The sequence below is a fragment of the Magnetospirillum sp. UT-4 genome, assembly GCF_902729435.1.
GTDB lineage: Bacteria > Pseudomonadota > Alphaproteobacteria > Rhodospirillales > Magnetospirillaceae > Magnetospirillum.
In genome coordinates, this window is sequence record NZ_CACVCG010000112.1 from 65,933 (window position 1) to 92,499 (window position 26,567).

The following is a 26,567-nucleotide window of genomic DNA, read 5'->3' on the forward strand; positions in this document are numbered from 1 at the left end:
CTCGGAGCGAGCCCGCTCCGGCCCGCCACCAAGGACGAGGCCGATTGCTTCTTCTTCAAGGTGCCGCCCCTGCCGCCATCGACCGACGCCACCCCGGAGCCGCAACCCTTCAACTGATCTGAGCGGCCAGGACCCGGGCCGGGCGGCAGCGATGCCGCCCCTACAAATCCCCCGCCAGTTCGGCCCGGGTCGCCTCGGGCATCACCGCCATGTGGCCGTAGGCGGGATGGGCGACCGACACCATCACCCGGGCGCCGGGGCGGCGGAAGCGGTCGGCCAGGGCCGGGCCGAGGCGGAAATGCAGGAAGTGCAGCGCCGAGGTCTTGCCCTCGGCCGTGGTGCGATCGACCTCGGTCTCCCACGCGGCCGGCACCGTTTCGCCCTCCACCACCAGGCTCACCGTCTCCTCGATGCCGCCCAGCCGGGCCAGGGCGCGCGCCCGCATGACCGGATCGGGATATTCCAGCATGAAGGTGGCGACCAGCTCGTCGCCCTTGGGCACCAGCGGGTCGTAGGCGGCGATCTCGTCCTCCAGCTGCGCCGGGCCGCCGCCCTCGGCGTTCAGCATTTCCTGGATCTGGTAGAGCATGGTGGCGTAGCTCTCGAAGTACAGGGTGGCGTTGGGCCCCACCGCCATGCGCCGGCGCTCCTTCACCGCCATCATCTCGGCCCGGCGCTGCTTGCGCTGGGAGCGGTAGGCGGCGACGTCGAGGATGTCGGCGCGGTCGATGCTGCGTTTGCTGGTCATGTCCGCCTCCCTTACAGACCGTAGGCGTGGGCGAGAAGCTGGATCGGGTGCTGGAAGGCCCGGATGGCCGAGGTGTCCGCCTGCTCCCCCGCCATGCCCTGGAGGATGTGCTCGCGGGCCAGCGGGCATTCCGAGACCACGTAGGGCGAGCCCAGCTTGGCCGCCTGGCGGGCCACCGGCTTGCCGACCTTGAGGCCGATGTCGAACCACTCGCGCTTGATCCCCCACGAGCCGCCATGGCCGGAGCAGCGCTCGATCACCTCGACCTTGGTGTCGGGGATCAGCCCCAGCATCTGCGCCGCCTTGCGCCCCATGTTCTGGGCCCGGGCGTGGCAGGCGAGGTGGATGGTGACCGGCCCCTCCAGCGGTTTCAATCCCTCGGCCAGGCCCTCGCGCGCCGCCATGTCCATGACGTATTCCGGAATGTCGAAGGTGGCCCGGGCCAGCTTCGCCACAACCTCGTCGCCGGGCACGATCAGCGGCCATTCGAATTTCAGCATCAGGGCGCAGGACGGCACCAGGGCGACCACGTCGTAGCCCTTGTCGATCCACGGAACCAGCGCCGCCGCCACCGCCTTGGCCTTGTCGGCGACGCGGGCGAAGTCGCCGTGCTCCAGTTGCGGCATGCCGCAGCATTCGGGATAGACCAGCTCGGTCTCGACGCCGTTGCGGGCGAGCACGGCGCGCGCCGCCATGCCGATGGCCGGATTGTTGTAATTGGCGAAGCAGGTGGCGTAGAGCACCGCCTTGCGCCCGTGCGCCGGGGCCGCCTTGTTCACCTCGGGCGGCTCGGCCGCCGCCTGCTCGACCAGGGTGCGGCGGGCGTATTCGGGCAGCGCGGCCTCCTTGTGGATGCCGGCTACCGCCTGCATCAGCGGCCGGGTCAGGGAATTGCCCCGCCGCGTCGCCCAATTGGCGACGCCCGAGGCCACGCCGCAGCCCAGCCGGCCGTTGCGGTCGGTCTCGGTGAGCTGGCGATCGACCAGCCCGACCTCGCCCCGCTTCGCCTGGTAGGCCCGGTAGCGCAGGATCAGGTGCGGCACATCCAGGTTGAACTGGTGCGGCGGCACATAGGGGCACTTGGTCATGAAGCACATGTCGCACAGGGTGCAGGCGTCGGTGACCTCGGCGAAGCGCTCGGACTTGACGCCGGCCAGCTCGGCGTCGCCCGCCGCGTCGATCATGTCGAACAGGCGGGGAAAGCTTTCGCACAGGTTGAAGCAGCGGCGGCAGCCGTGGCAGATCTCGAACACCCGGCGCATCTCGGCATCGAGCTTCACGGGGTCGAGGAAATCGGGATTGCGCCAGTCCACCGGATGGCGGGTCGGGGCGTCGAGGCTTCCTTCACGCATGGCCAAAGACCCCTGCTGGTCCTCGTCCCCCCCGGGATCGCCCCGGGGGATGACGAGGAAGGGAACCTAGAGCTCGCCCAGCGCCCGCTGGAACCGGCCGGCATGGGACTTCTCGGCCCGCGCCAGGGTTTCGAACCAGTCGGCGATCTCGTCGAAGCCTTCGTCGCGGGCGGTCTTGGCCATGCCGGGATACATGTCGGTGTATTCGTGGGTCTCGCCGGCGATGGACGCCGCAAGGTTCTCCTTGGTGGCGCCGATGGGCAGGCCGCTGGCGGGGTCGCCGCATTCCTCGAGGTATTCGAGGTGGCCGTGGGCGTGTCCGGTCTCCCCTTCGGCGGTGGAGCGGAATACTGCCGCCACGTCGGGAAGGCCTTCGACGTCGGCCTTCTGGGCGAAATACAGATAGCGGCGGTTGGCCTGCGATTCGCCGGCGAACGCCGCCTTGAGATTCTCTTCGGTTCTGGAACCCTTCAATCCGGCCATGACGGTCCTCCTCTTGAAGCTGCCCCAATGCAAGGCCCTAGGATCGTAGACGGCTCTCGGCTATCGTTTCCAACGGGATGTTTCGATGGTTTTCAACGGCGGAGCCGATACATGGCCGTGCCCACCCTGCGCCAGCTGCGCTACCTGGTCACCCTGTGCGAGACCCGGAACTTCAGCCGCGCCGCCGAGCAATGCCACGTCACCCAGTCGACGCTGAGCGGCGGCATCCAGGATCTCGAGGGATTGGTGGGGTTCCAGCTGTTCGAGCGCGGCCACCGCCGGGTCATCGCCACCCCGGCGGCGCTGGATCTGGCCGAGCGGGCGCGGCGCATCCTGGCCGAGACCGAGGGCTTCGTCGAAGCCGCCGCCGCCCATGCGGATGAATCCTTCGCCCCCGTCCGGCTGGGGCTGATTCCCACCATCGGGCCGTTCCTGCTGCCGCAATTGCTGGCCGCCATCCGTCCGGCCCATCCGCGGCTCAAGCTGGTGCTGCGCGAGGACCACAGCGCGCGGCTGCTGGAGCGGCTGGCGGCCGGCGACCTGGATGCGGTGGTGCTGGCCTTTCCCTACGACTGCCCCGGCACCGAGACCCGGCTATTCGTGGCCGATCCGTTCTGGGTCGCGCTGCCGCCCGGCCATCCGTTGGCGGCGAAGGATTCCGTCACTCCCGCCGACATCGCCGCCGAGCGGCTGCTGCTGCTGGAGGACGGCCATTGCCTGCGCGAGCACGTGCTCGATGCCTGCGCCTTGGGCGAGCCGGCCGAGGGCATCCAGGGCACCAGCCTCTACACCCTGCTGCAAATGGTCGCCGACGGGCTGGGGGTGACGGTGGTTCCCGACATGGCCCGCGACAGCCCCATGCTGGCCGGCCTCGACGTGGTCTACCGGCCACTGCCGCCCGAGGTCCCGGCGCGGCGTATCGGCCTGGTGTGGCGGCCCAGCTCGGGGCGAAAGGGGCTGTTCCGGGACTTGGCGGAGCTGTGCGAAAAGGCGCTGGGGAATAAAGGGGGGGCACTCTCCCCTTGACATAATATGCGAATCACTCTTAATTGCAGCGACAGCGCAGCAATGGAGGTTCGCATGGGTGCCCAGGACAATTACGGACGAGCCGTCGACAGCGTCCGCCGTGCCGGGCTGCCGCCGACGCGGGAGCACATCCTGGTGGCGAGGCTGCTGCTCGACCGCGGCCCGGTGCCGGCGGTGGACGACCTGATGGACACCGTCTACGAGGAAGGCCTCGGCCTGTCGCGCCAGACCCTGGCCGACATCCTGGCCCGGTTCGGCGCCACCGCCGCGCCGGACCGCCCCCCGGTGCCCGCCGCCGATCCCGGCCGCCTGTCCGGCGTTGCCGCCATCCTGAAGGCGCTGGGCAATCCGTGGCGCTACACCATCCTGTGCCACCTCGCCAACGGCGAAAGCTCGGTCGGTACCCTGGTCGCCCGGGTCGGCATCACCCAGTCGGCGCTGTCGCAGCATCTGGCGCGCCTGCGCGATCTCGGCCTGGTCCGCACCCGGCGCCAGCGCCAGCGCGTCTTCTATTCCCTGGCCGGGCCGGCGGTGGCCGGATTGGTGGCGTCGCTGTGCGACGCCTGCGACGAGGTGCTGGCCAAGGGGTGAGGGTCGGCTCGGCCCCGCGCGACGTAGCCCCTAAGCTGATCGAGCCTGTCCGCGAGGCGCCAGCTTAAACAAAAATTGCCTCGCCATTCCCAAGTCCTGTCGTCATGGCCGGGCCTGATCCACGGCTGTCCGGTTTAAATTTCGGATTGCCTTCTGGAGCCCTTGGTGACGGCTGCGTCCAGGGTGACGCTGGCCGAAGTAGACAGGATTACCCTCGCCCGCTTGCGGGAGAGGGAGGGGCCCGTCGCGACAGCGACGGGAGGGAGAGGGTGCGCGCCGCCAGGTGCGCTTCGCGACAGCGAAAGCGCTGGTTTCTCCAGGTCTTGGACGCGTGGACACGCGCCGCCCTCACCCCGGCTCGCTGGCGCTCGCCCCCCCTCTCCCGCAAGCGGGCGAGGGGGGCAATTGCCAGCCGAAATTTAAACCGGACAGCCGTGGGCCTGATCTGCGGTTGTCCACACTGGCCAGCCGTGGATTTGACCCACTGGCGTCCGGTTGACTCATTGGCAGTCCTCCATGGCGACACGGATCAATAGCGAGAATTTCGCTTCCCCTCACTTGTGCTTGCTGAACAGGTCGAAGACCTTGCACAGCAGGGCGCCGATGGGGCGCGGGCGGGGCGGGGCGAGGTGGTGGCCGAGATGGTCGCGCACCGCCTTGGCGGGGTCGGTCTCGGCGGTCTGCACCGCCTCCACGCCACGCGCCGCCATGTGCTTGACGAAGCCCTCGCCGGCCGACAGGGTGATCAGCGCGGCGATGCCGTCCAGCGGATGCGGGCGGTCGTCCTGGAAATGGTGGAACACCATCTCGGGGGGCAGTTCCACCCGTTCGGGGGCGGACAGCGTGCCCGCCGTGTCGATGGTGTAGACCAGGAAGCGCCGCGCCCGACCGGCATGGCCGGTGACCGAAGCGAAATCGGAACTGGCGACCGCCACCCGCATTGATGAAAATCTCCGCACGTCTCGAGCTTCGCCGATTATCTGTGCAGTTCCCTCCGGCGGCAAGGGGCGGGCGCCGCTTACCCTCTCGATTCTTTACCGGATTTGGTGCATGGTACCCCCGGCCCCCCAATCAACGTCTCAACCGCTAAGGTTCGAGGGAGGTCGATTCTTGCCCATCCGGATCCTGATCGCTGAGGATCAGCAGCTCGTTCGCCAAGGGCTCGCCGCCTTGCTCAAGGCCGAAGACGTGGAGATCGTGGGCGAGGCCGAGGACGGCGAGGCCGCGGTCGCCGCCGCGCGCGCGCTGAGGCCGGACATCGTGCTGATGGACCTGTCCATGCCGGCCCTCGACGGCGTCGAGGCGACGCGGCGGATCAAGCGCGCGGTGCCGCAGGTCCGCGTGCTCATCCTCACCGTCGCCAATTGCGAGCGCCGCGTCGCCGAGGCGCTGCGCGCCGGCGCCGACGGCTACGCCCTGAAGAAGCTGGGGCACGAGCAGCTGATGGCGGCCATCCATGCGGTGCGGGCGGGACGCACCTATCTCGGCCCGGGCCTGGACGAGGCGCAGGTGCGCGAATTCCTCGAAACCGCCGAGCCGCCCAGCCCGTCGCTGACCGCGCGCGAGCGCGAGGTGCTGCGGCTGATCGCGCAAGGCCAGAAGAACCGCGAGATCGCCGAGCTGCTGTCCATCGCCATCAAGACGGTGGAGACCCACCGGACCAAGATCATGCAGAAGCTGGATCTGCACAATTCGGCGGAACTGGCCGCCTACGCCATCCGCCGCGGGCTGATCGAGTAGGTCCTCACGTCGTCCAGCCGTTGTCCATCAGCATGCGCATGGCCTGCAGGCGGTTATGCACGCCCAGCTTGCGGAAGACGTTGCCCAGGTGGGATTTCACCGTCACCTCGCTGACGTCCAGGCGGGCGGCGATGACCTTGTTGGGCAGGCCTTCGCGCAGCAGGCGGACGATGTCCTGTTCGCGCCGGGTCAGGCGCGTGGTGATGTCGCCGGCGCTCCGCCGCGGGGCGGTGCCGTTCAGCGCCGAGGACGGCATGAAGCGTTCGCCCGACGCCACCAGCCGCAGGGCCGACGTCATGGCCGCCCCGGACAGGTGCTTGGGGATGAAGCCGTCGGCGCCGCGGTTCATGGCTTCGAAGACGTGCTCGGGATCGGCGAAGGCGGAGAGAATGACGCAGCGGGTATGAGGGTGGACGCGGCGCATGTCGGTCAGGCCCTCGAAGCCGTTCATTCCCGGCATGCGCAAATCCAGGATGACCATGTTCACCGGCCGGTGGGCATGGACCGCCGCCAGCGCATCCTCGAAGCTTGCCGCCTCGAACACGGTGGTCTCGGGTGCGACGTTCTCCACGAACGGCCTCAACCCCTCCCTGACCATGGCGTGGTCGTCGGCTATCACGATGCGCATGAACGTTCCCTCCCCCGGGCTGAAGACCTACTTGATTCGGAATGGGTGCGCAAGGCGGAGGGGCGTGTCTTCCGCTTCCGTATAAGGCCCTCTATCCAAAGGAAATCCAACCTCCGGCCGGTCGCCGCAAAAACATCCTTTCGTTATGGTGCGGGAAAAAATACGGGAGGATTTGTCATGGCGGCAGAAAAGCGGCGGCGCAGGGCGCCACCCATGTGCCTTGAACTCATCGGCGTCCTGGAATTGCGCCGCGACTTGTTCGAACGCCGCTTCGGCCGGCCGCCGCAACCGGGCGAGCCGCTGTTCTTCGACCCCAATTCCGAGCAGCCGCGCCGCATGGACGAGGAGGGCCGCCGCCGCGCCATGGCCGAACTCGACGCATTGTGCAACCTTTGACGGGGAGCCCTTCGATGCCGCGCAAGCCTGCCGCCACGGACGAATTTTCCGAGGACGCCATCCGCGCCCGCGCCCGTCACATCTGGGAACGTGAAGGCTGCCCCGAGGGCCGCGCCCTCGACCATTGGCAGATGGCCCGCTCCGAGTTGGCCATGGAGGCCGGGGTGCCGGCCGCCACCGAGCCCAACCCGGCCGCCGAGCGCGAGGAAGCCCCCCGCGACCAGCCGGTGGAACCCATCGAGGCGGTGGAGAACCAGGGCGCCTTCCCCGGCCTGGCCGACCAGGACGAGGAACAGCAATACCCGCGCCGCCGGCGAACGGCGCGGCGGGCGGAACGCAAACTTTAGTCACATCCTGTTCATATGTAGCGGAAACCCTGTTTACCCCTTTTGTCGTAGAAACGGCGAAGGGGTGAGGGCATTCTGTCCGTGACACGGACAGTGGCCGGGAAGGGGACCGCAGGATGAAAATCGCGCAGGCTTCATGGAAGGGCGACGCGGCCGACATCGCGCCGCTGGCGGCGCTGCAGCCGCAGCTGGTGCTGGCCTTCGGGTCGGTCGGCATGCTCGGCGCCGAGGGAATGTTCACGCGGCTGACCGGGGCGTTTCCCGGCGCCGATCTGGCCGGCTGCAGCACCGCCGGCGAAATCACCGCGCGGGGCGTATCCGACGATACCCTGGTGCTGACCGCCATCCGCTTCGACGGGGTGCGCCACCGGGTGGCCGAGGCGGCGGTGCCGGCCATGGACCGCTCCGAGGCGGCCGGTCGCGCCATCGGCGCCGCGCTGAAGGGCGACGGGCCGGGCGGAGAACGGCTGGCCGCCATCCTGCTGTTCGGCAAGGGCCTCGACGTCAACGGCAGCAGCCTGATCGAGGGCGTGATCGCCGAGGTCGGCGCCGCCGTGCCGGTCTCCGGCGGCCTGGCCGGCGACGGCGGGGCGTTCAAGCGGACGCTGACGGTGACCCCCTCCGGCATCCAGGCCGACGCGGTGGTGGGCATCGGCCTGTACGGGGCCGGGCTGCGCATCGGCCACGGCAGCTTCGGCGGCTGGGTTCCGTTCGGGCCGGCGCGCAAGGTCACCCGCTGCAGCGGCAATATCCTGCACGAGCTGGACGGGCTGCCGGCGCTCAACATCTACCGCGAATACCTGGGCGAATACGCCAAGGACCTGCCGGCCTCGGGCCTGCTGTTCCCGTTCGAGATGCTGGACGAGAGCCACGCCTCGGTGGGCCTGATCCGCACCATCCTGGGCATCGACGAGCAGACCGGCAGCCTGGTGCTGGCCGGCGACATCGATCCCGACGGCCATCTGCGTCTGATGCATGCCAGCACCGACAAGCTGGTGGACGGCGCCGAGACCGCGGCGCGGCGCATCGCCGACACCCTGGGCGGGACGGTCGGCGACGGGCTGGGCGTGCTGGTGTCGTGCGTCGGCCGCAAGCTGGTGATGGGCGACGCCGTCGACGAGGAGATCGAGGCGGTGGCGGCGGTGCTGGGCAAGTCGGCGACCCTGACCGGATTCTATTCGTATGGCGAGATCGCCCCGTTCTCGACCACCACCGACTGCAAGCTGCACAACCAGACCATGACCGTCACCTTCATCGGCGAGACCTGACATGCATCGTCTGCTGCTGCGGCAGCTGCGAAGGGCCCTCGGAGTCGAGTCCGAGGATGAGGTCGAGAGAGTCCTGGCCGGCCTCCAGGGCGGCGACCCCGCCGCCCTGCCGACGGTGGTGGCGGCGCTGCCGGACCTGCTGAAGCGCGTCGGCGACACCTACGAACAGCACGAGCGCGACCTCACCTTGCGCCAGCGCAGCCTCGAGCTCAGCTCGGATGAGCTGGGGCGGGCCAATGCCAAGCTGCGGGCCGAGGCCGAGGCGCAGGCGCGGGCCATCGATTCGCTGCGCCGCACCGCCTCGGAAATCCTCACCTCCATGGGCCAGCAGGCGATCGGCGGCGAGGATGTCGGGCTCGAGGCGCTGTCGGGCCTGATGGCCGCCCTGGTGCGCGATCGCGGCACCTTCCAGCGCGAGCTGGAGCAGCAGAAATTCGCCCTCGACCAGCACGCCATCGTCAGCATCACCGATCAGGCCGGCAACATCGTCTACGCCAACGACAAGTTCTGCGAAATCAGCGAGTACCGCGCCGATGAGCTGATCGGGCACAACCACCGCATCGTCAATTCCGGGCTCCATCCCAAGGAATTCTTCGAGGACATGTGGAACACCATTTCGTCGGGCCGGGTCTGGCACGGCGAAATCTGCAACCGCAAGAAGGGCGGCGGCCTCTACTGGGTGGCGGCGACCATCGTGCCGATCCGCGACGACCAGGGCCGCTGCCGCCAGTATATCGGCATCCGCACCGACATCACCGACCGCCGCCGCATCGAGGACCTGCTGAAGGAGGCGGTGAGCAAGGCCGAGGCGGCCAGCCGCGCCAAAAGCGATTTCCTGGCCACCATGAGCCACGAGATCCGCACGCCCATGAACGGCATCATCGGCATGACCAGCCTGCTGCTGGACACCGAGCTGTCCCGCGACCAGCGCCATTTCGCCACCACCGTGCGCACCTCGGCCGAGGCGCTGCTGTCCATCATCAACGACATCCTCGATTTCTCGAAGATGGAGGCGGGCAAGCTGGAGTTCGAGGAAACCGCCTTCGAGATCCGGCCGCTGGTGGAAGGGGTGGTCGATATCCTGGGGCCGCGCCTCAAGGGCCGCAGCATCGACCTGTCCTATCTGATCCCGCAGGAGGCCCGCGGCGTGTTCCGCGGCGATCCCGGACGGCTGCGCCAGGTGCTGCTGAACCTGGCCGGCAATGCGGTGAAGTTCACCGAGAAGGGGGCGGTTTCGATCATCGTCTCGCTGAAGGCGGTCGATGGCGATCGGGCGACGCTCCGGGTCAAGGTCACCGACACCGGCGTCGGCATCCCCGATGCCGCCCGGGAACGCCTGTTCAGCATGTTCTCGCAGGCCGACGCCTCGACGGCGCGGCGCTTCGGCGGCAGCGGGCTCGGCCTGGCCATCTCGAAGCGCATCGTCGACATGCTGGGCGGCACCATCGGCTTCGAAAGCCGCGAGGGACTGGGCAGCACCTTCTGGTTCGAGGTGCCGCTGATCCGTTCGTCCGAGGCCCCCACCGACGATCTGCCGGAGAACCCGCTGCTGGGCACCCGCATCCTGGTGGTGGACGACAACGTCACCAACCGCGAAATCTTCCAGCACCAGCTGGAAAGCTGGGGGGCGACGGTGGAACTGGCCGATTCCGCCGCCGCCGGCCTGATGGCGGTGCGCGGCGCGGCCATGCGCGGCCTGCCCTTCGAGGTGGTGCTGCTCGACCACCTGATGCCGGGCATGAGCGGCCTCGACCTTGCCGCGGTGCTGCGCGCCGACCCCAACCTGGCGGCGCTGCGCCTGCTGCTCGCCACCTCCGAGGACCTGTCGCAGGTGCGCGAGCTCACCACCGCGCTGCGCATCGACCAGATCCTGGTCAAGCCGATCCGCCAGAGCGCCTTGCTCGACCACCTGATGCTGCTGCTGGGGCGCGGCATCGAGCGCACCGTCCATACCCGGCCCGAGGACGACGAGATGAAGGGGCCGCTGTTGTCACTCAAGGTGCTGGTGGCCGAGGACAACGCCATCAACCAGCAGGTGGCGGTCGGCCTGCTGGCCAAGCTGGGCCATCGCGCCGACGTCGCCGACGATGGCGGCGAGGCGGTGTCGCTGGTCGAGCAGGGCGATTACGACTTGGTCCTGATGGACATGCAGATGCCCCACATGGACGGCCTGGCCGCCACCCGCATGATCCGCGCGCTGCCGGGCGACAAGGCCAAGGTGGTGATCATCGCCATGACCGCCAACGCCATGACCGGCGACCGCGAGATCTGCCTCGAGGCGGGCATGGACGACTACATCGCCAAGCCCATCGACCGCCACCGCCTGCGCTCGGTCCTCGACCGCTGGGCCGAATCCCTGCTGGCCGGCCGCCAGGACCGGGATGTCGCGCCGTCCACAATCGCCGAGGAAACGGGACCTGCCGCCGCAGCTCCTTGCATCGATCACGATGCCGTCGCCGATGGCGGCGAGGCCGACGGCCCCCTGGTGGATGCCGAGGCCCAGGCGGACCTGGCCGACACCCTGGGCGAGGAGTCCTTCGCCGCGCTGGTGGCGTCGTTCCAGACCTCGCTGCCCAACCGCCTGCGCGACATCCGGGTCGCCCTCGACGCCGGAAATGCCGCCGCCGTCGCCGCCGCTGCCCATTCGCTGAAGGGGGCGGCGGCCAATCTCGGCTATCTGCGCCTGGCCCGAGCCACCGGGGCCATGGAGGCCGCCGCCAAGGCCGGCGAGGCCGACCTCGAGAAGTATTATCCGGCCGTGGTGTCGGCCACCCGCCTGTCCTTCCCCGAGATCGCCTGTCCCTAGGTGCCGCGATGCTGCTGCAGATCGTCGATGACAACGAAACCAACTTGATGCTGTTCGAGCAGATTGCGCGGCGGCTGGGACCCGAGGTCGAGGTCGCATGCCACGCCGATCCGCTGGCCGGAATCGCCGCCTGCGAGGCGGAGATGCCGGATCTGGTCCTGGTCGACTACATGATGCCGAACATGGACGGGCATGAATACGTCGCCCGCGTGCGCGCCATGCCGGGCGGCCGCGACGTTCCCATCGTCATGGTCACCGCCGCCGCCGAGCGTTCGGTGCGCCAGAAGGCCCTGGAACTGGGGGTCACCGACTTCCTGGCCAAGCCGGTCGATCCCAGCGAGGTGCGGGTGCGCCTCAACAACCTGCTGGCGCTGCGGAAGTCCCACCTCAAGCTCAAGAACCAGAACCGCTGGCTGGCCGACGAGGTGGCCAAGGCCACCGGTGCCCTCCTGGAGCGCGAGGAGGAGCTGATCGTCCGCCTGGCCCGGGCGGCCGAATTCCGCGATCCCGAGACCGGCGGCCACATCCACCGCATGGCCCATTATTCGCTGCTGATCGCCCGCAACTTGAATCTGCCCAAGGACACCTGCGAGCTGATCCTGAAGGCGGCGCCCATGCACGACATCGGCAAGCTGGGCACGCCCGACGGCATCCTGCTGAAGCCCGGCCGGCTCGACGAGGAGGAGCTGGTGGTGATGAAGCGCCATCCGGTCATCGGCCATGCCATCCTGTCCGGCTCGACCTCGCAGCTGATCCAACTGGGCGCCGAGATCGCCCTGTCGCACCACGAGCGCTGGGACGGGCTGGGCTATCCCCACGGCCTCAAAGGCGAGGCCATCGCGCTGCCCGGCCGCATCGTCGCCGTCGCCGACGTCTTCGACGCGCTGACCAGCGACCGCCCCTACAAGCGGTCGTGGGCGGTGGAGCGCGCCCGCGATCTGCTGGCCGAGAATTCCGGAACCCATTTCGAGCCGGCCTGCATCGACGCCTTCTTCGGCGCCTGGAGCGAGGTGCTGGCGATCAGGGAGCGGTTCGCCGATCCCGAGTTGCCCGAGGATGCGGGTCTTGCCGGAATGGTTTAGCGCTGGCCGTTCCAGTCGGGCAGGCCGTATTCGGCCAGAACGCGCTGGAACTCCCCGGAGGTGCGGAGGTCTTTGAGTCCTTGATCCAGCATTTCGGCATAGTCGGCGCCACGGCGCTCGGGCTTGGGCGTGAAGGCGACGAACAGGTCGCCGCCGGCCATGCGCCCGGCGATGCGCACCTGGACGCCGCCGTTGGAGTGGCGCTGGGTGTGGCGCAGCACCGCCTCGTCCTCGACCACCACGTCGACGCGCCGGGCTGCCAGCTTGCGCAGGTTGCGGCCCAGCGCGTTCTCGCCGGCCAGGGGCTGGACCTGGGTATGGCCGCCCGCCAGCCAGGAATCGATCTCGGGCGAATAGCTGTAATCCTGGGTGATGCCGACCACGCGGCCGCGCAAGCTGTCCAGGCCGGCGAAGCTCCAGGACTCGTCGGGACGGGTGGCGAAGGCGTTGACCTGCTTGCCCAACGCGTGGCGATGCAGGATCAGCCCATCGGCTTCGCCGGCCAGGGCGCCGACGGCGCCGTCGATGCGCCCGGCGCGCACGTCGGCCATGGCCCGCGACCACGGCATCGATTTGTAGACGACGCGCACGCCGCGCAGCGCGAAGGCCTTGCGGGCAAGCTCGATCATGTAGCCGGGCTGCGGCGAATCCGGCTCGCAGGTGTGCGGGCACCAGGGGTCGGCGGCCAGCACCAGGGTGGTTTCGGCCCGCGCCGGGACCGCCAGCGTCGCCATCAGGCCGAGGATCATGAGCAGGCGTCGCATGCGGTCCTCGTGCACAGGGGGGGATTGCCATACTATCATCCGGCAGGGGCCGTTCAAGGCAAGGGTGCGACATGACCGACGCCTCCATCCGTCCCGACCGCCTGCTGCCCTTGGCCAGCCGGGTCCTGCTGGCCCTGCTGGGGTTCATCTTCATCGCCGCGCTGGCGCTGGGCGGAGCCCTTCTGGTCGATGCCCGGGCAAAACGCCTGGACGAATTGCAGAGCCGGGTCGAGCGCATTGCCGACCTGATGGCGGCCGGGCTGGCGCGGCCGCTGTTCGACTACGATTTCGAACTTGTCGCCAGCCAGATCGGGGCGCTGGAGGCCGACCCAGACATCTCGGCGGTGCTGGTGGTCGATTCCGAGGACGTGCGGGTGGCCGGCTTCCAGGCCGATCGGACCGCCCTGGCGGACCCGAGCATCATCGCCGAGCGCACCATCATCCATCGCGGTGGCGGCGACGAGGTCCAGGTCGGGCGCATCATGGTGGCGGCGGTGTCCACCAAGGTCGAGGCGGAGACCCGCCGCAGCATCATCGCCGGCTCCGTGCTCCTGGCCGTCGTCTTCAGCCTGCTGACGGTGGTCATCGCCATCACCTTCCGCAGCCTGACCCGGCCGCTGTCGGCCATCACCGGCACCATGCTGCGCCTGGCCCGCGGCGAGGCCATCGCGGAAATCCCGGGGCTTCACCGTCGCGACGAGATCGGCGACATGGCCCGTGCCCTGTCGGTTTTCCACGACAACGCCGAGCAGGTCCGCCGGCTGGAGACGGAGAAGGCCGCCGAGCGGGCGGTGCGCGACAGCGAGGAGCGCCTGCGCGCCATCATCGAGGCCATGCCGGTGATGATCGCCATCGTGCACCGGCCCGACAACGCTCTGGCCTATGCCAACCTGCTGCTGCGCGAGACCGTCTTCGCCGACCCGGTGGGCTGCGCCTTCACCGCGCTGGTGGCCGAAAACGAGGCCGATGCCGGCGCCTTCCTGGCGGCGGCGGCGGCGGGCCATGTCCGCGACCACGAGATGCTGTTCCGCCGCGGCGACGGCACCACCTTCTGGGGCATGGTGTCGGCCTCGGCGGTGTCACTCGATCGCCAGGACGTGCTGCTGGTCGGCATCAGCGACGTCACCGAGCGCCACCGCGCCCAGGAAATGCTGGTGGCCGCCAAGGACGAGGCGGAATCGGCCACCCGCATGAAGTCGGAATTCCTGGCCACCATGAGCCACGAGATCCGCACGCCCATGAACGGCATCGTCGGCATGACCGACCTGCTGCTCGACACCCATCTGGACGGCGAGCAGCGGCGCATGTGCGACACCATCCGCGCCTCGGCCGATTCGCTGCTCACCATCATCAACGACATCCTCGACTATTCGAAGATGGAGGCGGGCCACCTGGACATCCACCCCGCTCCGTTCGGCCTCGAATCCCTGGTCGAGGGCGCGGTGGACATCGTCGGGCCGCGCCTGCGCGGCAAGGACGTCGATCTCATCTACCGGGTGGCTCCCGAGGCCGACCGGGTGTTCGTCGGCGATTCCGTGCGCATCCGCCAGATCCTGCTCAACCTGCTGGGCAACGCGGTGAAGTTCACCGAGCTGGGCGCCGTGACGCTGACCGCCGGGATGGAGGACGGCCAACTGGTGGTGACGGTCGAGGACACCGGCATCGGCATCTCGCCCGACGCCCAGGCCCGCCTGTTCCAGAAGTTCAGCCAGGCCGATTCCTCGACCTCGCGCCGCTTCGGCGGCACCGGCCTGGGCCTGGCCATCTCGCGCCACCTGGTCGAGGCCATGGGCGGCGAGATCGGCTTCTCCAGCCGCGAGGGCGAAGGCAGCGCGTTCTGGTTCCGCCTGAAGCTGGCCGCCACCGACGACGTGGTGCCGCCGCCGCCCGCCCTCCTGACCGGCCGCCGCGTGCTGGTGGTCCATGACGATCCCCGGGTGGCCGAGTGGCTGGCCGACGGTCTGGCCCGCTTCGGCGCCGCCACCGCCACCGCCCTTTCCGCCACCACGGCGCTGGAGGCGCTGCGCGGCGCCGCCAAGGGCGAGGGGGTGTTCACCGCCCTGGTCGCCGATCAGGGGTTGCAGCTGGTCAGCGGCCTCGATCTGGTGGTGATGGCCAAGGCCGACCCGACCTTGCGCGACGTCCGCGCGGTGCTGCTGGAAGGGACCTCGGAGGCCTGGGCCAAGGAGGCGCTGGCCCGCCTGCCGGGGGTGGATACGGTGCCCAAGCCGGTGCACCCGCGCGAGCTCGCCCGCCGCCTCGCCGGCCGCATGGAGGGCGCGTCGGCGCGCCCGGCCAAGGCCGACGAGGAGATTGCACCGGTGCGCCCGCTGACCATCCTGCTGGTCGAGGACAATCCGGTGAACCAGGAGGTGGCGGTGGGCATCCTGACCGCGCTGGGGCATCGCACCGACGTCGCCGGCGACGCCGCCGACGGCGTCGCCATGGCCTGCCGCGGCGGCTACGACATCGTGCTGATGGACGTTCAGCTGCCGGACATGGACGGCTACGAGGCGACCTCGCTGATCCGCTCGCTGCCGGGCGCGGTGGCGAAGGTGCCGATCATCGCCATGACCGCCAACGCCATGGAGGGCGACCGCGAGCGCTGCCTGTCGGCAGGCATGGACGATTACCTGGCCAAGCCGGTGCGCCGCCAGACCCTGGCCGCCGCCCTGGCCCGCTGGGCTCCGGCCGAGGCCGAGGCGTGAGCGCCGGAGGGACGGCGGCCCCGTTTCTGCCCATGTCGCCGGCCGAGATGGCGGCGCTGGGGTGGGACGCCTGCGACGTGGTGCTGGTCACCGGCGACGCCTATGTGGACCATCCCAGCTTCGGCATGGCGGTCATCGGCCGGGTGCTGGAGGCCGAGGGTTTCCGCGTCGGCATCATCGCCCAGCCCGACTGGACCTCCGCCGCCGCCTTCGCCGCCCTGGGCCGCCCGCGCCTGTTCTTCGGGGTCACCGGCGGCAACATGGATTCCATGGTCAACCGCTACACCTCGGAGCGGCGCATCCGCTCGGACGATTCCTACACCCCCGGCGGCGAGGGCGGACGGCGGCCGGACCGGGCGCTGCTGGTCTACGCCCAGCGCTGCCGCGAGGCGTTCAAGGACGTTCCGGTGGTCCTCGGCGGCATCGAGGCATCCTTGCGCCGCATCGCCCATTACGATTACTGGTCGGACAAGGTGCGCCGCTCGGTGCTGCCCGATGCCAAGGCCGATCTGCTGGTCTACGGCAACGCCGAGCGGGCGGTGGTGGAGATCGCGCGGCGCGCCGCCGCCGGCCAGGCCCCGAAGGCCATGGCCGACATCCGCGGCACCGCCCTGATGCTGCCGCGCCTGCCCGAGCACTGGGACGAGGTCGATCTGTCCGCCGTGGACGAGTCCTCGCCGGGCCACCGCCCGCGTGCCGCCCGCCAGGTGGTGCGGCTGCCGTCCTACGAGCAGGTGGCGGCCGATCCGGTGCTCTACGCCCAGGCCAGCCGGGTGCTGCACCAGGAGAGCAATCCCGGCAACGCCCGCCCGCTGGTGCAGCGCCACGGCGACCGCGAGCTGTGGCTGAACCCGCCGCCCGAGCCGCTGACCACCCCCGAACTGGACGCCGTCTACGAGCTGCCCTATGCCCGCGCCCCGCATCCCAGCTATGGCGAGGCCCGCATCCCGGCCTGGGAGATGATCCGCTTCTCCATCTCGATCATGCGCGGCTGCTTCGGCGGCTGTTCCTTCTGCTCCATCACCGAGCACGAGGGGCGGGTGATCCAGAGCCGCTCGGAGGCCTCGATCCTGCGCGAGATCGAGGCGGTGCGCGACCGCACCAAGGGCTTCACCGGCACCATCTCCGACCTCGGCGGTCCCACCGCCAACATGTGGCGGCTGAACTGCCGCGAGCCCGAGGTGCAGCGGGTGTGCCGCCGCCCCTCCTGCGTCTATCCCGACATCTGCAAGACCCTGGAGACCGACCACGGCCCGCTGGTCGCCCTCTACCGCAAGGCCCGGGCGGTGCCGGGGGTCAAGCGGGTGGCCATCGGCTCGGGGGTGCGCTACGACCTGGCGGTGCGCTCGCCCGACTACGTGCGCGAGCTGGTCAGCCACCATGTCGGCGGCTATCTGAAAATCGCCCCCGAGCATACCGAACCGGGGCCGCTGTCGCACATGCTCAAGCCCGGCATCGCCAGCTTCGAGCGCTTCCGCGCCATGTTCGACGCGGCGGCGGCGGCGGCCGGCAAGCAGCTCTACCTGATCCCCTATTTCATCGCCGCCCATCCCGGCACCAGCGATCAGGACATGCTGAACCTGGCGCTGTGGCTGAAGCGCAACGGCTTCAAGCCGGACCAGGTGCAGACCTTCCTGCCGTCGCCCATGTCGCTGGCCACCGCCATGTATCATTCCGGCCTCGACCCGGTCCGCCCGGTGCGCCGCGCCGGACCCCGGGTGGAGGTGCCCAAGGGCGAGCGCCGGCGCCGCCTGCACAAGGCCTTCCTGCGCTGGCACGACCCCGAGAACTGGCCCATCCTGCGCGAGGCGCTGAAACGCATGGGGCGCGCCGACCTGATCGGCCCGGGCAAGCACCAGTTGGTCCCGGCGGGAGGAATGCGGCGCGGCTGAAACCCGCAACACCCACGGTCGCCCGGCATCATTCGGGCCTCACCCTGAGGAGGCCGCGCCAGCGGCCGTCTCGAAGGGCGAGGTCCGTCGCACCCCCGCCGTCGCAAATCCTTGGCCCGCCCCATCCTTCGAGACGAGTGCCGCGCGCTCTCCTCAGGATGAGGTTACCGATGGAGCCGATCCGTTCAATTCGTCCACCGCCAGCACCTCCTTCAGCGGCATCGCCAGCGCCTCGGTGGCGGCCCTGCGGGCATCGCCGATCAGGGTCTCGGCCTTGGGCCGCCAGCGGGCGGTGGTGGCGACGGCGTCGTCGAGGGCCAGGTCCAGGTCCAGCGCCGCCGCCAGATCGTGCAGGGTGACCGAGTCCAGGTCCCGGGCCAGCAGGTGGCTCTTGCCCGAGGTGGGGGCGACGAATCCGGTGGTGGTGAGGCGGCGCAGCACCGCCTGGAGGTCGCGCTCGGGCACCGCGCAGGCGGCCAGCAGGTCGCGCCGGCCCAGGCCCGGGCGCCCGTCCCTGGCCGCCGCCAGCAGCAGCGCCAGCACCTCCAGCGCCAGGGTCAGCCGCCGCGCCCCCGACGCCCGGGTCCCGGCCTCGTGATAGCCCGCCCGCCATTCCGGCAGGGCGGCGGTGACCTCGGCCCCCATCAGCACCACCGCCCAGGACAGGAACATCCACAACAGGAAGATCGGCACCACCGCGACGGCGCCGTACAGGCTGGCATAGGCGCCCGAACTGGTGACGTAGACGGTGAAGCCCCAGCGCAGCACCGCGAACAGCACCCCCGCCACCACCGCGCCGGCCAGCGCGTCCTTGATGCGCACCTGGCGGTTGGGGATCGCGGCGAACAGCACGGTGAAGGCGGCGATGGCCAGCACGGTGGGCAGCGGCGTCGCCAGCAGGGCGGAGGTGGAGCTTCCAATCTGCAGCTTGGCCATGGCGGTGAAATAGCCATGCAGCGACAGCGAGGCGCCGATCAGCAGCGGCCCCAGGGTCAGCACCGTCCAGTAGACCAGCAGCTTGGACATCACCGACCGCGCCCGCGCCACCCGGAAGACGGCGTTGAAGGCGCCCTCGATGGTGACCAGCAGCATGATGGCGGTGAAGGCCAGGCCGACGATGCCGGCCGCCGTCAGCTTGCCGGCATTGGCGATGAAGCGGGCCACCTGGGTCTGCACCGCCTCGCCCACCGCCGGCACGAAATTGGCGAACACCCAACTGGTCAGCTGGCCGCGGATGCCGTCGAAGACCGGGAAGGCGGCCAGCATGGCCAGCGCGATGGCCATCAGGGGCACCAGCGACAGCAGCGAGGTATAGGACAGCGAGGCCGCCATGCGCGAGGCGCCGTCGGACTTGTACCGCCGCGCCACGTAGCGCATCAGGCCGCCCAGCCGCCGCGCCCTGGCCCGCAACACCGCCCCGTGATTCATCGCCCCCTCCTGTAACAATCCGGCGTCACCGCCTTTGCCCCGTGCGCCACATCGTGTAGGATGCCGCCCGCCCGCGATGCGGCCAAGAGTGTTCATACTTCCGGAGAGCAACGCATGACAGCCCCCACCCCCCTGATGGCCGGCAAGAAGGGCCTGATCATGGGCGTCGCCAACGACCGCTCCATCGCCTGGGGCATCGCCAAGGCGGTGCGCGCCCAGGGCGCCGAGCTGGCCTTCACCTACCAGGGCGAGGCGCTGGAGAAGCGGGTGCGGCCGCTGGCCGCCGAGGCCGGCTCCAGCATCGTGCTGCCCTGCGACGTCTCGGACGAGGCCTCGACCGAAAAGGTGTTCGACGTGCTGCGCGAGACCTGGGGCAAGTTGGACTTCGTGGTCCACGCCATCGGCTATTCCGACAAGGAACAGCTGCGCGGCCGCTACGCCGACACCACCCTGGACAATTTCCTGAAGACCATGCACATCTCGGTCTTCTCCTTCACCCAGGTGGCGAAGCTGGCCTCGGCCATGATGCCCGACGGCGGCTCGCTGCTGACCCTCACCTATCTGGGCGCCGAGCGGGTGATGCCCCACTACAACGTCATGGGCGTCGCCAAGGCGGCGCTGGAGGCCAGCGTGCGCTATCTGGCGGTGGACCTGGGCGGCCAGGGCATCCGCGTCAACGCCATGTCGGCGGGGCCGATGAAGACCCTGGCGGCCTCGGGCATCGGCGACTTCCGCTACATCCTCAAGTGGAACGAGTACAACAGCCCGCTGAAGCGCAACACCAGCCTGGACGACGTCGGCGGCTCCGGCCTCTATCTGCTGTCGGATCTCTCCTCGGGCGTCACCGGCGAGTGCCACCATGTGGATTCCGGCTACCATGTGGTCGGCATGAAGGCGGTGGACGCCCCCGACATCACCGTCGCCAAGGACTGACGCCGGTGTCCGGCAACGGCTTCGGGCAGCTGTTCCGCTTCACCACCTTCGGCGAGAGCCACGGGCCGGCCATCGGCTGCGTCATCGACGGGGTGCCGCCGCGGCTGCCGCTGTCGGAAGCCGACATCCAGCCCTTCCTCGACCGGCGCAAGCCCGGGCAGAACCGCTTCGTCACCCAGCGCCGCGAGGCCGACGAGGTGCGCATCCTGTCGGGGGTGTTCGAGGGCCGCACCACCGGCACGCCCATCGGCCTGCTGATCGAGAACGCCGACCAGCGCTCGAAGGATTACGGCGACATCCAAAACACCTACCGGCCCGGCCACGCCGACTGGGTCTACGAGCAGAAATACGGCATCCGCGACCATCGCGGCGGCGGGCGGTCCTCGGCGCGCGAGACCGCCATGCGGGTGGCGGCCGGTGCCGTCGCCCGGGTGGTGCTCAATCACCTTGTCCCCGGCGGCGTGGTGATCCGCGGCGCCATGGTGCAGATGGGTCCCAACGCCATCGACCCGGCCATGTGGGACTGGGACCAGACCCTCGCCAATCCGTTCTGGTGCCCCGATGCCGGCTCGGTGCCGCGGTGGGAGGCGTTCCTCGACGGCGTGCGCAAGGCCGGCTCGTCGACGGGGGGCATCGTCGAGGTGGTGGCCGCCGGCGTGCCGCCGGGGCTGGGGGCGCCGGTCTACGACAAGCTGGACGCCGATCTGGCCAAGGCGATGATGGGCATCAACGCGGTCAAGGGCGTCGAGATCGGCGCCGGCTTCCTCGCCGCCCAGCTCTCGGGCGAGGACAACGCCGACGAGATGCGCATGGGCGAGGGCGGGCATGTGCGGTTCCTGTCCAACAATGCCGGCGGCATCCTGGGTGGGCTGTCCACCGGGCAGGACATCGTGGTGCGCCTGGCGGTCAAGCCCACCAGCTCGATTCTGATCCCGCGCAAGAGCGTCGATCGCGCCGGCAACGACGTCGAGGTGGCGACCAAGGGCCGCCACGACCCCTGCGTCGCCATCCGCGCCGTCCCGGTGGCCGAGGCGATGATGGCGGTGACCCTGGCCGACCACCTGCTGCGCCACCGCGGGCAGTGCGGCTGACTTTAGCCCCTCCCCCGCGAGGGGGGAGGGCGTCCAGCTTTTCTCCCCTCCCCTTGATGGGGAGGGGTTGGGGGTGGGGTGAGTTCCGCGACAATGCCGACGCGGTTCGCCCCCCACCCCGACCCTCCCCCGCGTGCGAAGCACGCATTGTTAGAGGGCGGGCTTCGCCCGCAAGGGGGGGGGGAGTCATTCACTCCTTGCCGTAGCGCCGGTATTCCTTGCCGTCCCAGCGCAGCAGCTGGGTGCCGGTATCGACGGTGAGCCAGCCCCTCGCGCTTTCCTCGGTGGCGAACACCGTGTCCTCGTCGCCCCAGCCCCAGCCGACCGCCAGCCAGCCCCTGGCGGTCCAGGTGGCGAGCACGAAGGGCTGGCCCTGCTCGGCCTCCCATTCCGGCTTGGCGATCATCACCGCCAGCTCGGCGCGGCCGTCGCCGTTGAGGTCGAGGCGCCCGACCCGCAGCGCCGAGCGGTCGAAGGCATTGGCGTCGGCGGTCTCGAAATAGGGCCGCCAGTGCACCCGCACCAGCGCCAGGATGTCGTTGTGGGTTCCCGGCGGCAGCGGCAGCAGCGGCAGTTGGGCGATCTGGCGCGGCGCGTCGGCGGCCGCCGCCGGAAGGGCGATGGACAACAGCAGGGCGGCCAGAAGTCGGGCAAGTGGAGGCATGGTCCCACCGGTAGCGCGAGGCGGCGGAGCATAGGCAGCGGGCGGGCGGGCGTCAACTCCCGGCAAATTGTGCGTGGCCGGCCGATCATGCTATGATTGGCCGGAACATCCGAACGCAGGTCGTTCGCCATGGCGGATGAGATCACCCTTTCGGCGCTGGCCCGGACCAACCTGACGGCGCTGCAGCAGACCGCCACCTCGGTGGCGGCGCGGCAGCGCGCGCTCGCCACCGGCAAGCGGGTGAACCAGGCGCTGGACGGGCCGGTGGCCTATTTCTCCAGCACCTCGCTGGTCGCCAAGGCCAGCGATCTGGCCTCGGCGCGCGACCAGGTCAACCAGGGCGTCTCGGCCATCAATGCCGCCGTGGCCGGCGCGGCCGGCATCGACAAGCTGCTGGACCGGATCAAGGGCGTGGCGGTGTCGGCGCTGGCCAATTCCGACCCCACCGCCCGCGGCGAGGCGGCGGCGCAGATCAACGCCCTGCGCCAGCAGATCGACCTGCTGGCCGCCGACACCAGCTACAACGGCGTCAACCTGCTGTCGGCCAACGGCTCGACCCTTTCGGTGCCGTACCAGGGCAGCGGCACCGCCGGGCTGACGGTGGCGCCCCAGGATCTCGGCTCCACCGGGCTGGGGGTGGCAGCGGCGGCGACCAACGGCACCGGAATTACCGACGCCAACGAGGCGGTGGCCGCCAACGCGCTGAACACCCTGATCGCCGAGGTCGATTCGGCTAAGGCGCAGGTGGCGTCGGTGCAGGCGTCGTTGGGGAGCAACATCTCGATCCTGACGGCGCGGGCGGAGTACAACGAGGACCTGTCGTCCGTCGCCCTCGAGGGCGCCGCCACCATCAGCACCGCCGACGTCAACCAGGAGGCGGTGGGGCTGATCGCCCTGCAGACCCGCCAGCAACTCGCCACCACCGCGCACGCCATCTCGCAACGCGGTGAAGGCTCGGTGCTGGCGCTGTTCTGACGTGCCCCGCCGGCCGGTCTCGCCCTACCTCGCCTATGACCGCAGCCAGCGTTCGGCGTTGCCGCCGCGCCAGGCCGAGGCGCTGGCCTTCACCCGGGTCGCCAACGCGTTGGAGGAATGCTGCCGCGAACCGGTGGATCGCCGCCGCCTGGAAGCGGTGCTCAGGCGCAACCAGACCCTGTGGACGGTGGTGGAGGGCGAAATCGCGCTGACCGACAACCGCCTGCCCGAGGCGCTGAAGGCCAACCTGGCCAGGCTGGCCCGCAGCGTCGAGCACCTGACCCTGCGCGCCATGGCCAGCGGCGCCCCGGCCGACCTCCGCCCGCTCATCGACATCGACCGCCAGGTGGCGGCGGGGCTGATGGAATAGGGCAACTCGGGCGGCCCAACGAAAAAAGGGCCGGCATGGGCCGGCCCTTTCGTCGTGGCGGTGGGGGAGGCGCTATTCCAGTTCGATGGAATAGTTCTCGATCACCGTGTTGGCCAGCAGCTGGCGGCACATCTGCTCGACAACCTCGCGGGCCTTCGCCTTGTCGGGCTCGGCGATGTCCAGCTCGATGAACTTGCCCTGGCGCACGTCGCGCACGCCGTCGAAGCCGAGCGAACCCAAAGCGTGCTGCACCGCCTTGCCCTGGGGGTCGAGGACGCCGGTCTTGAGGGTGATATGAACCTTGGCCTTCACGTCGTCTCTCCCGTCTACTGCATGGTGGCGGGACCCTTCAGGTCCCGCGGGCCGCCCTCGGGCAGGATGCCGAGGCGGCGGGCCACTTCCTGGTAGGCTTCCTCGACATTGCCGAGATCGCGGCGGAAGCGGTCCTTGTCCATCTTCTCGCCGGTCTTGAGGTCCCACAGGCGGCAATTGTCGGGGCTGATCTCGTCGGCCAGCACGATCTGCATGTCGTCGCCGTTGTAGAGGCGGCCGAATTCCAGCTTGAAATCGACCACCCGGATGCCGATGCCGAGGAACAGGCCGGACAGGAAGTCGTTGACCCGCAGCGACAGGCTCATGATCTCGTCCAGGTCCTGGGTGGTGGCCCAGCCGAAGGCGGTGATGTGCTCTTCCGACACCATGGGGTCGCCCAGGGCGTCGGACTTGAAGTAGTACTCGACGATGGAGCGCGGCAGCGGCGTGCCTTCCGACAGGCCGAAGCGCTGGGCCAGCGAGCCGGCCGAGATGTTGCGCACCACCACTTCCAGCGGGATGATCTCGACCTCGCGCACCAGCTGCTCGCGCATGTTGAGGCGGCGCACGAAATGGGTCGGGATGCCGATCTCGCCCAGCTTCAGCATCAGGTATTCGCTGATCCGGTTGTTCAGCACGCCCTTGCCGGTGATGGTGCCCTTCTTCTTGTTGTTGAAGGCCGTGGCGTCGTCCTTGAAGTACTGGACAAGGGTGCCGGGCTCTGGGCCCTCGAACAGGACCTTGGCCTTGCCCTCGTAAATCTGTCTGCGTCTGGCCATGGGGAAACATCCGGATGGGGCGCGCGCATCCCGCGCGCCGGGAGAGAAGTGTCGGTTCATATAGCAGGGACGGGCCGGCCATACAATTGGGGTGACGGGGGAAGGCATATCCCCCGTCCTATTCGCCCGCCCCGATTGTGGGGAAGAGCATCACGCCGCGGCGCGGCGGCCGCGCTCGCGGTCGGCGATGAAGCGCGCCAGGGCGGCGGCGTCCACCGCCGATTCGTCGAACCGCAGGCGGGCGCGGTTGTCGGCCATCTCCACCACGTGGAAGGGCACGGCGACCGCCAGGCCATCCACGTGCAGCCGGCCGTTGGGTGCCACCTCCTCGTCGTCGGACAGCTCGAGCTGGCCGCCGCACAGCGAGATGTCGACCATGCGGGCGGCGATGGTGTCGTTGCCGGCATTGATGCTGGCCCCGGCATCGAGCGGGATGCGCGGGTTGCGGCGGCGGTTGACCTCGGGCGTGGCAGTGCGCACGGCGGCGTTGAGCACCCGGCGCAGGCCGGCGACCTCGTGCGCCATGGATTCGAGCAGGCTGTTGACCTCGGTGGCGCGCTGGCCGGTCGATGCGGCTTCCTCGGCCACCGAGGCGATGCGCTCCGAGACCTCGCGGGCGGCGTCGCTGGTCTCGACCACGTTGCGCACGATCTCCTGGGTCGCCGCCTCCTGCTCCTGCACCGCCGCGGCGATGGAGCTGGACACCGCCGATACCTCGGTGAACGAGCGCAGCATCTCGTCGATCTCGGCCGCCACCTGGTTGCCGACGTGGCGCAGCTGCTGGATCTGGCGGGTGATCTCCTCGGTGGACTTCCCGGTCTGCTCGGCCAGGTGCTTGACCTCCTCGGCAACCACGGCGAAGCCGCGGCCGGCCACGCCGGCGCGCTGCGCCTCGATGGTGGCGTTGAGCGCCAGCATGTGGGTGCGCCGCGCGATGTCGGCGATCAACTCGGCGACATCGCCGATGCGGGACATGGCCTGGGTCAGTTCGTCGACGGTGGCGCCGGTGCGGCTGCCCATGCCGACCACCGTCTCGACCATGTGGGTGGACGAATCCACCCGCGAGGCGATCTCGCGGATCGAGGCCGACAGTTCCTCGGCGGCGCCGGCTACCGTCTGGGCATTGGCCAGCGCCTGCTCGGCGGCGCCGGCGACGGTGCGCGAATACTCGCCGACACTGACCGCCGAGGTGGCCATGGCGGCGGCGGTGGCGGCGATGCGCTGGCCCTCGGCGCCCACCTTCTCGACCGCCGCGGCGGTCTCGATCTCGACCGAATCGGCCATGGCCAGCAGGGCCGCCAGGCGGTGCTTCTCGGCCTCGGCGGCCATGCGCTCGCGCTCGGCCGCCATGGTGACGACCTCGGCGGCGTGGCGGCGGAACACCACCAGCGCGCTGGCGATGGGGCCAAGCTCGTCTTTGCGTTCGGGCGATACCCGAAGCGGCACGTGGTGGCGCTCGGCCATGGTGTCGTCGACGTCCCTGCGCAGGGCGGTCAGGCTGCGGCTGACATGCCAGCCGATGGCGCCGGCGATGGCCAGGGCGCTCAGGGCGGCAAGGGTGGTGGCGAGGATCATGGTGGTGCGCAGGGCGTCGTTGGCCGAGCGCACGTCGGAGACCCGGCCCAGCAATTCGCCCATCTCGGCCCAGGTCAGGTCGTTGATCTGGACGTTCAGTTCCTCGAGGCGGTCGTAGAGGATGGTCGCCAGCTCGTCGAAATTCACCATGCGGGGATTGCCGGCGGCGCGGCCGCCGGCATTGTAGGCCTCGACCATGGCCTTGCCGGCGCGCAGATAGGGCGGGAACACGCCCTCGATGCGTTCCAGCAGGTTGAAGGCCTCCTCCAGCTTCATCTGCTCGGCCAGGCTCTTGGCGGTGTCGATGTGGTTGACGAAGCTCTTGGCCCGTTCCTCGGCCTCGGCCACCGCATCGGCGTCGCCGGTGGCGGCGGCGTCGGACAGGAACTGTTGGACCTGGATGATGTCGTCGCGGACGTCGCGCAGGGCGATCAGCAGCGGGATGCTGTAATTGGCCACGTGGTCGGCCCGGCTGGAGACGTCGGCAAGCGGCTCCGCCTGGCGCTGGATGGACAGGACGGTCAGTGCCGCCAGGGCCAGGATGACAGCGATGCTTCCTGCAAACCCGCCAAGAATGAGACCGCGCAGCGACATGGGTCTCTCCCTCCG

Annotated in this window: 25 protein-coding genes; 14 read left to right on the plus strand and 11 right to left on the minus strand. The window is 69.7% G+C overall.

What is annotated here, in order from left to right:
• Positions 1–160: 160 nt before the first annotated feature.
• The 3 genes from MTBUT4_RS14780 to MTBUT4_RS14790 all read right to left on the minus strand — a co-directional run bounded on the left by MTBUT4_RS14780 (position 161) and on the right by MTBUT4_RS14790 (position 2,583).
• Positions 161–748, minus strand: a complete 588-nt coding sequence (locus MTBUT4_RS14780; RefSeq protein ID WP_173980462.1) for a DUF3501 family protein — start codon at positions 746–748, stop codon at positions 161–163.
• A gap of 11 nt (positions 749–759) precedes the next feature.
• Positions 760–2,100 (minus strand): heterodisulfide reductase-related iron-sulfur binding cluster, encoded by a 1,341-nt coding sequence (locus tag MTBUT4_RS14785; protein ID WP_173980463.1) that lies wholly within the window; start codon positions 2,098–2,100, stop codon positions 760–762.
• 66 nt (positions 2,101–2,166) lie between these two features.
• Positions 2,167–2,583 carry a rubrerythrin family protein gene (locus tag MTBUT4_RS14790; RefSeq protein WP_173980464.1) on the minus strand — a complete coding sequence of 139 codons (417 nt, stop codon included), beginning with the start codon at positions 2,581–2,583 and terminating at the stop codon, positions 2,167–2,169.
• A gap of 111 nt (positions 2,584–2,694) precedes the next feature.
• Between MTBUT4_RS14790 and MTBUT4_RS14795 the strand changes: the two genes are divergently transcribed.
• Both MTBUT4_RS14795 and MTBUT4_RS19930 read left to right on the plus strand, forming a co-directional pair.
• Entirely contained in the window at positions 2,695–3,609 is a 915-nt protein-coding gene (locus MTBUT4_RS14795) for a hydrogen peroxide-inducible genes activator (RefSeq protein WP_173980465.1), read from the plus strand.
• A 54-nt stretch (positions 3,610–3,663) separates the two neighbouring features.
• Positions 3,664–4,200, plus strand: a complete 537-nt coding sequence (locus MTBUT4_RS19930) for an ArsR/SmtB family transcription factor (protein ID WP_371737978.1) — start codon at positions 3,664–3,666, stop codon at positions 4,198–4,200.
• A gap of 554 nt (positions 4,201–4,754) precedes the next feature.
• On the opposite strand, the gene MTBUT4_RS14805 is transcribed toward MTBUT4_RS19930, so the two are convergent.
• Positions 4,755–5,141 carry a NifB/NifX family molybdenum-iron cluster-binding protein gene (locus MTBUT4_RS14805; RefSeq protein WP_173980466.1) on the minus strand — a complete coding sequence of 129 codons (387 nt, stop codon included), beginning with the start codon at positions 5,139–5,141 and terminating at the stop codon, positions 4,755–4,757.
• Between the two features lie 169 nt (positions 5,142–5,310).
• Here MTBUT4_RS14805 and MTBUT4_RS14810 point away from each other — a divergent pair, with 169 nt between their 5' ends.
• Positions 5,311–5,940, plus strand: a complete 630-nt coding sequence (locus MTBUT4_RS14810) for a response regulator transcription factor (protein ID WP_173980467.1) — start codon at positions 5,311–5,313, stop codon at positions 5,938–5,940.
• Between the two features lie 4 nt (positions 5,941–5,944).
• Here the strand turns inward: MTBUT4_RS14810 and MTBUT4_RS14815 are convergent, their stop codons facing one another.
• On the minus strand, positions 5,945–6,568 hold the full coding sequence (locus tag MTBUT4_RS14815; RefSeq protein ID WP_173980468.1) for a response regulator transcription factor: 624 nt from the start codon (positions 6,566–6,568) through the stop codon (positions 5,945–5,947).
• Positions 6,569–6,781: 213 nt separating this feature from the next.
• On the opposite strand from MTBUT4_RS14815, the gene MTBUT4_RS14820 reads away from it, so the two are divergent.
• The 5 genes from MTBUT4_RS14820 to MTBUT4_RS14840 all read left to right on the plus strand — a co-directional run bounded on the left by MTBUT4_RS14820 (position 6,782) and on the right by MTBUT4_RS14840 (position 12,467).
• Entirely contained in the window at positions 6,782–6,964 is a 183-nt protein-coding gene (locus tag MTBUT4_RS14820; protein WP_173980469.1) for a hypothetical protein, read from the plus strand.
• Positions 6,965–6,978: 14 nt separating this feature from the next.
• A complete protein-coding gene (locus MTBUT4_RS14825) occupies positions 6,979–7,311 on the plus strand; it encodes a DUF2934 domain-containing protein (RefSeq protein ID WP_173980470.1) in 333 nt (110 codons plus the stop codon).
• Positions 7,312–7,427: 116 nt separating this feature from the next.
• The gene (locus MTBUT4_RS14830; RefSeq protein WP_173980471.1) at positions 7,428–8,579 is read left to right on the plus strand and encodes an FIST signal transduction protein; all 1,152 of its coding nucleotides are present in this window, start codon (positions 7,428–7,430) and stop codon (positions 8,577–8,579) included.
• Position 8,580: 1 nt separating this feature from the next.
• A complete protein-coding gene (locus MTBUT4_RS14835) occupies positions 8,581–11,385 on the plus strand; it encodes a response regulator (protein WP_173980472.1) in 2,805 nt (934 codons plus the stop codon).
• Positions 11,386–11,393: 8 nt separating this feature from the next.
• Entirely contained in the window at positions 11,394–12,467 is a 1,074-nt protein-coding gene (locus MTBUT4_RS14840; RefSeq protein ID WP_173980473.1) for an HD-GYP domain-containing protein, read from the plus strand.
• On the opposite strand, the gene MTBUT4_RS14845 is transcribed toward MTBUT4_RS14840, so the two are convergent.
• On the minus strand, positions 12,464–13,231 hold the full coding sequence (locus tag MTBUT4_RS14845; protein WP_173980474.1) for an ABC transporter substrate-binding protein: 768 nt from the start codon (positions 13,229–13,231) through the stop codon (positions 12,464–12,466). The genes MTBUT4_RS14840 and MTBUT4_RS14845 overlap by 4 nt on opposite strands.
• Before the next feature lie 71 nt (positions 13,232–13,302).
• Between MTBUT4_RS14845 and MTBUT4_RS14850 the strand changes: the two genes are divergently transcribed.
• Positions 13,303–15,939 carry a response regulator gene (locus MTBUT4_RS14850; RefSeq protein WP_173980475.1) on the plus strand — a complete coding sequence of 879 codons (2,637 nt, stop codon included), beginning with the start codon at positions 13,303–13,305 and terminating at the stop codon, positions 15,937–15,939.
• A 32-nt stretch (positions 15,940–15,971) separates the two neighbouring features.
• A complete protein-coding gene (locus MTBUT4_RS14855) occupies positions 15,972–17,831 on the plus strand; it encodes a YgiQ family radical SAM protein (protein WP_173980537.1) in 1,860 nt (619 codons plus the stop codon).
• Between the two features lie 153 nt (positions 17,832–17,984).
• On the opposite strand, the gene MTBUT4_RS14860 is transcribed toward MTBUT4_RS14855, so the two are convergent.
• Positions 17,985–19,259, minus strand: a complete 1,275-nt coding sequence (locus tag MTBUT4_RS14860) for a YihY family inner membrane protein (RefSeq protein WP_173980476.1) — start codon at positions 19,257–19,259, stop codon at positions 17,985–17,987.
• 114 nt (positions 19,260–19,373) lie between these two features.
• On the opposite strand from MTBUT4_RS14860, the gene fabI reads away from it, so the two are divergent.
• Both fabI and aroC read left to right on the plus strand, forming a co-directional pair.
• On the plus strand, positions 19,374–20,192 hold the full coding sequence (gene fabI, locus MTBUT4_RS14865) for an enoyl-ACP reductase FabI (protein ID WP_173980477.1): 819 nt from the start codon (positions 19,374–19,376) through the stop codon (positions 20,190–20,192).
• Positions 20,193–20,197: 5 nt separating this feature from the next.
• Positions 20,198–21,283, plus strand: a complete 1,086-nt coding sequence (gene aroC / locus MTBUT4_RS14870; protein ID WP_173980478.1) for a chorismate synthase — start codon at positions 20,198–20,200, stop codon at positions 21,281–21,283.
• Between the two features lie 190 nt (positions 21,284–21,473).
• Here the strand turns inward: aroC and MTBUT4_RS14875 are convergent, their stop codons facing one another.
• Entirely contained in the window at positions 21,474–21,947 is a 474-nt protein-coding gene (locus MTBUT4_RS14875) for a hypothetical protein (protein ID WP_173980479.1), read from the minus strand.
• A gap of 129 nt (positions 21,948–22,076) precedes the next feature.
• On the opposite strand from MTBUT4_RS14875, the gene MTBUT4_RS14880 reads away from it, so the two are divergent.
• On the plus strand, positions 22,077–22,922 hold the full coding sequence (locus MTBUT4_RS14880) for a flagellin (protein ID WP_173980480.1): 846 nt from the start codon (positions 22,077–22,079) through the stop codon (positions 22,920–22,922).
• Position 22,923: 1 nt separating this feature from the next.
• Positions 22,924–23,292 (plus strand): flagellar biosynthesis regulator FlaF, encoded by a 369-nt coding sequence (locus MTBUT4_RS14885; protein WP_173980481.1) that lies wholly within the window; start codon positions 22,924–22,926, stop codon positions 23,290–23,292.
• A gap of 72 nt (positions 23,293–23,364) precedes the next feature.
• On the opposite strand, the gene purS is transcribed toward MTBUT4_RS14885, so the two are convergent.
• From purS to MTBUT4_RS14900, 3 genes are all read right to left on the minus strand, one after another.
• The gene (gene purS, locus MTBUT4_RS14890) at positions 23,365–23,604 is read right to left on the minus strand and encodes a phosphoribosylformylglycinamidine synthase subunit PurS (protein WP_173980482.1); all 240 of its coding nucleotides are present in this window, start codon (positions 23,602–23,604) and stop codon (positions 23,365–23,367) included.
• Positions 23,605–23,618: 14 nt separating this feature from the next.
• The gene (gene purC / locus MTBUT4_RS14895; protein ID WP_173980483.1) at positions 23,619–24,383 is read right to left on the minus strand and encodes a phosphoribosylaminoimidazolesuccinocarboxamide synthase; all 765 of its coding nucleotides are present in this window, start codon (positions 24,381–24,383) and stop codon (positions 23,619–23,621) included.
• Between the two features lie 150 nt (positions 24,384–24,533).
• Positions 24,534–26,552, minus strand: coding sequence for a methyl-accepting chemotaxis protein (locus MTBUT4_RS14900; protein WP_173980484.1), 2,019 nt, complete (start codon positions 26,550–26,552; stop codon positions 24,534–24,536).
• Positions 26,553–26,567: the final 15 nt, after the last annotated feature.

Bases quoted from the DNA above. Each gene is read 5' to 3' on its own strand.
- MTBUT4_RS14780 (WP_173980462.1), bottom strand. From the start codon at position 748: ATGACCAGCAAACGCAGCATCGACCGCGCCGACATCCTCGACGTCGCC.
- MTBUT4_RS14785 (WP_173980463.1), bottom strand. From the start codon at position 2,100: ATGCGTGAAGGAAGCCTCGACGCCCCGACCCGCCATCCGGTGGACTGG.
- MTBUT4_RS14790 (WP_173980464.1), bottom strand. From the start codon at position 2,583: ATGGCCGGATTGAAGGGTTCCAGAACCGAAGAGAATCTCAAGGCGGCG.
- MTBUT4_RS14795 (WP_173980465.1), top strand. From the start codon at position 2,695: ATGGCCGTGCCCACCCTGCGCCAGCTGCGCTACCTGGTCACCCTGTGC.
- MTBUT4_RS19930 (WP_371737978.1), top strand. From the start codon at position 3,664: ATGGGTGCCCAGGACAATTACGGACGAGCCGTCGACAGCGTCCGCCGT.
- MTBUT4_RS14805 (WP_173980466.1), bottom strand. From the start codon at position 5,141: ATGCGGGTGGCGGTCGCCAGTTCCGATTTCGCTTCGGTCACCGGCCAT.
- MTBUT4_RS14815 (WP_173980468.1), bottom strand. From the start codon at position 6,568: ATGCGCATCGTGATAGCCGACGACCACGCCATGGTCAGGGAGGGGTTG.
- MTBUT4_RS14820 (WP_173980469.1), top strand. From the start codon at position 6,782: ATGTGCCTTGAACTCATCGGCGTCCTGGAATTGCGCCGCGACTTGTTC.
- MTBUT4_RS14825 (WP_173980470.1), top strand. From the start codon at position 6,979: ATGCCGCGCAAGCCTGCCGCCACGGACGAATTTTCCGAGGACGCCATC.
- MTBUT4_RS14830 (WP_173980471.1), top strand. From the start codon at position 7,428: ATGAAAATCGCGCAGGCTTCATGGAAGGGCGACGCGGCCGACATCGCG.
- MTBUT4_RS14835 (WP_173980472.1), top strand. From the start codon at position 8,581: ATGCATCGTCTGCTGCTGCGGCAGCTGCGAAGGGCCCTCGGAGTCGAG.
- MTBUT4_RS14840 (WP_173980473.1), top strand. From the start codon at position 11,394: ATGCTGCTGCAGATCGTCGATGACAACGAAACCAACTTGATGCTGTTC.
- MTBUT4_RS14845 (WP_173980474.1), bottom strand. From the start codon at position 13,231: ATGCGACGCCTGCTCATGATCCTCGGCCTGATGGCGACGCTGGCGGTC.
- MTBUT4_RS14850 (WP_173980475.1), top strand. From the start codon at position 13,303: ATGACCGACGCCTCCATCCGTCCCGACCGCCTGCTGCCCTTGGCCAGC.
- MTBUT4_RS14855 (WP_173980537.1), top strand. From the start codon at position 15,972: ATGTCGCCGGCCGAGATGGCGGCGCTGGGGTGGGACGCCTGCGACGTG.
- MTBUT4_RS14860 (WP_173980476.1), bottom strand. From the start codon at position 19,259: ATGAATCACGGGGCGGTGTTGCGGGCCAGGGCGCGGCGGCTGGGCGGC.
- fabI (WP_173980477.1), top strand. From the start codon at position 19,374: ATGACAGCCCCCACCCCCCTGATGGCCGGCAAGAAGGGCCTGATCATG.
- MTBUT4_RS14875 (WP_173980479.1), bottom strand. From the start codon at position 21,947: ATGCCTCCACTTGCCCGACTTCTGGCCGCCCTGCTGTTGTCCATCGCC.
- MTBUT4_RS14880 (WP_173980480.1), top strand. From the start codon at position 22,077: ATGGCGGATGAGATCACCCTTTCGGCGCTGGCCCGGACCAACCTGACG.
- purC (WP_173980483.1), bottom strand. From the start codon at position 24,383: ATGGCCAGACGCAGACAGATTTACGAGGGCAAGGCCAAGGTCCTGTTC.
- MTBUT4_RS14900 (WP_173980484.1), bottom strand. From the start codon at position 26,552: ATGTCGCTGCGCGGTCTCATTCTTGGCGGGTTTGCAGGAAGCATCGCT.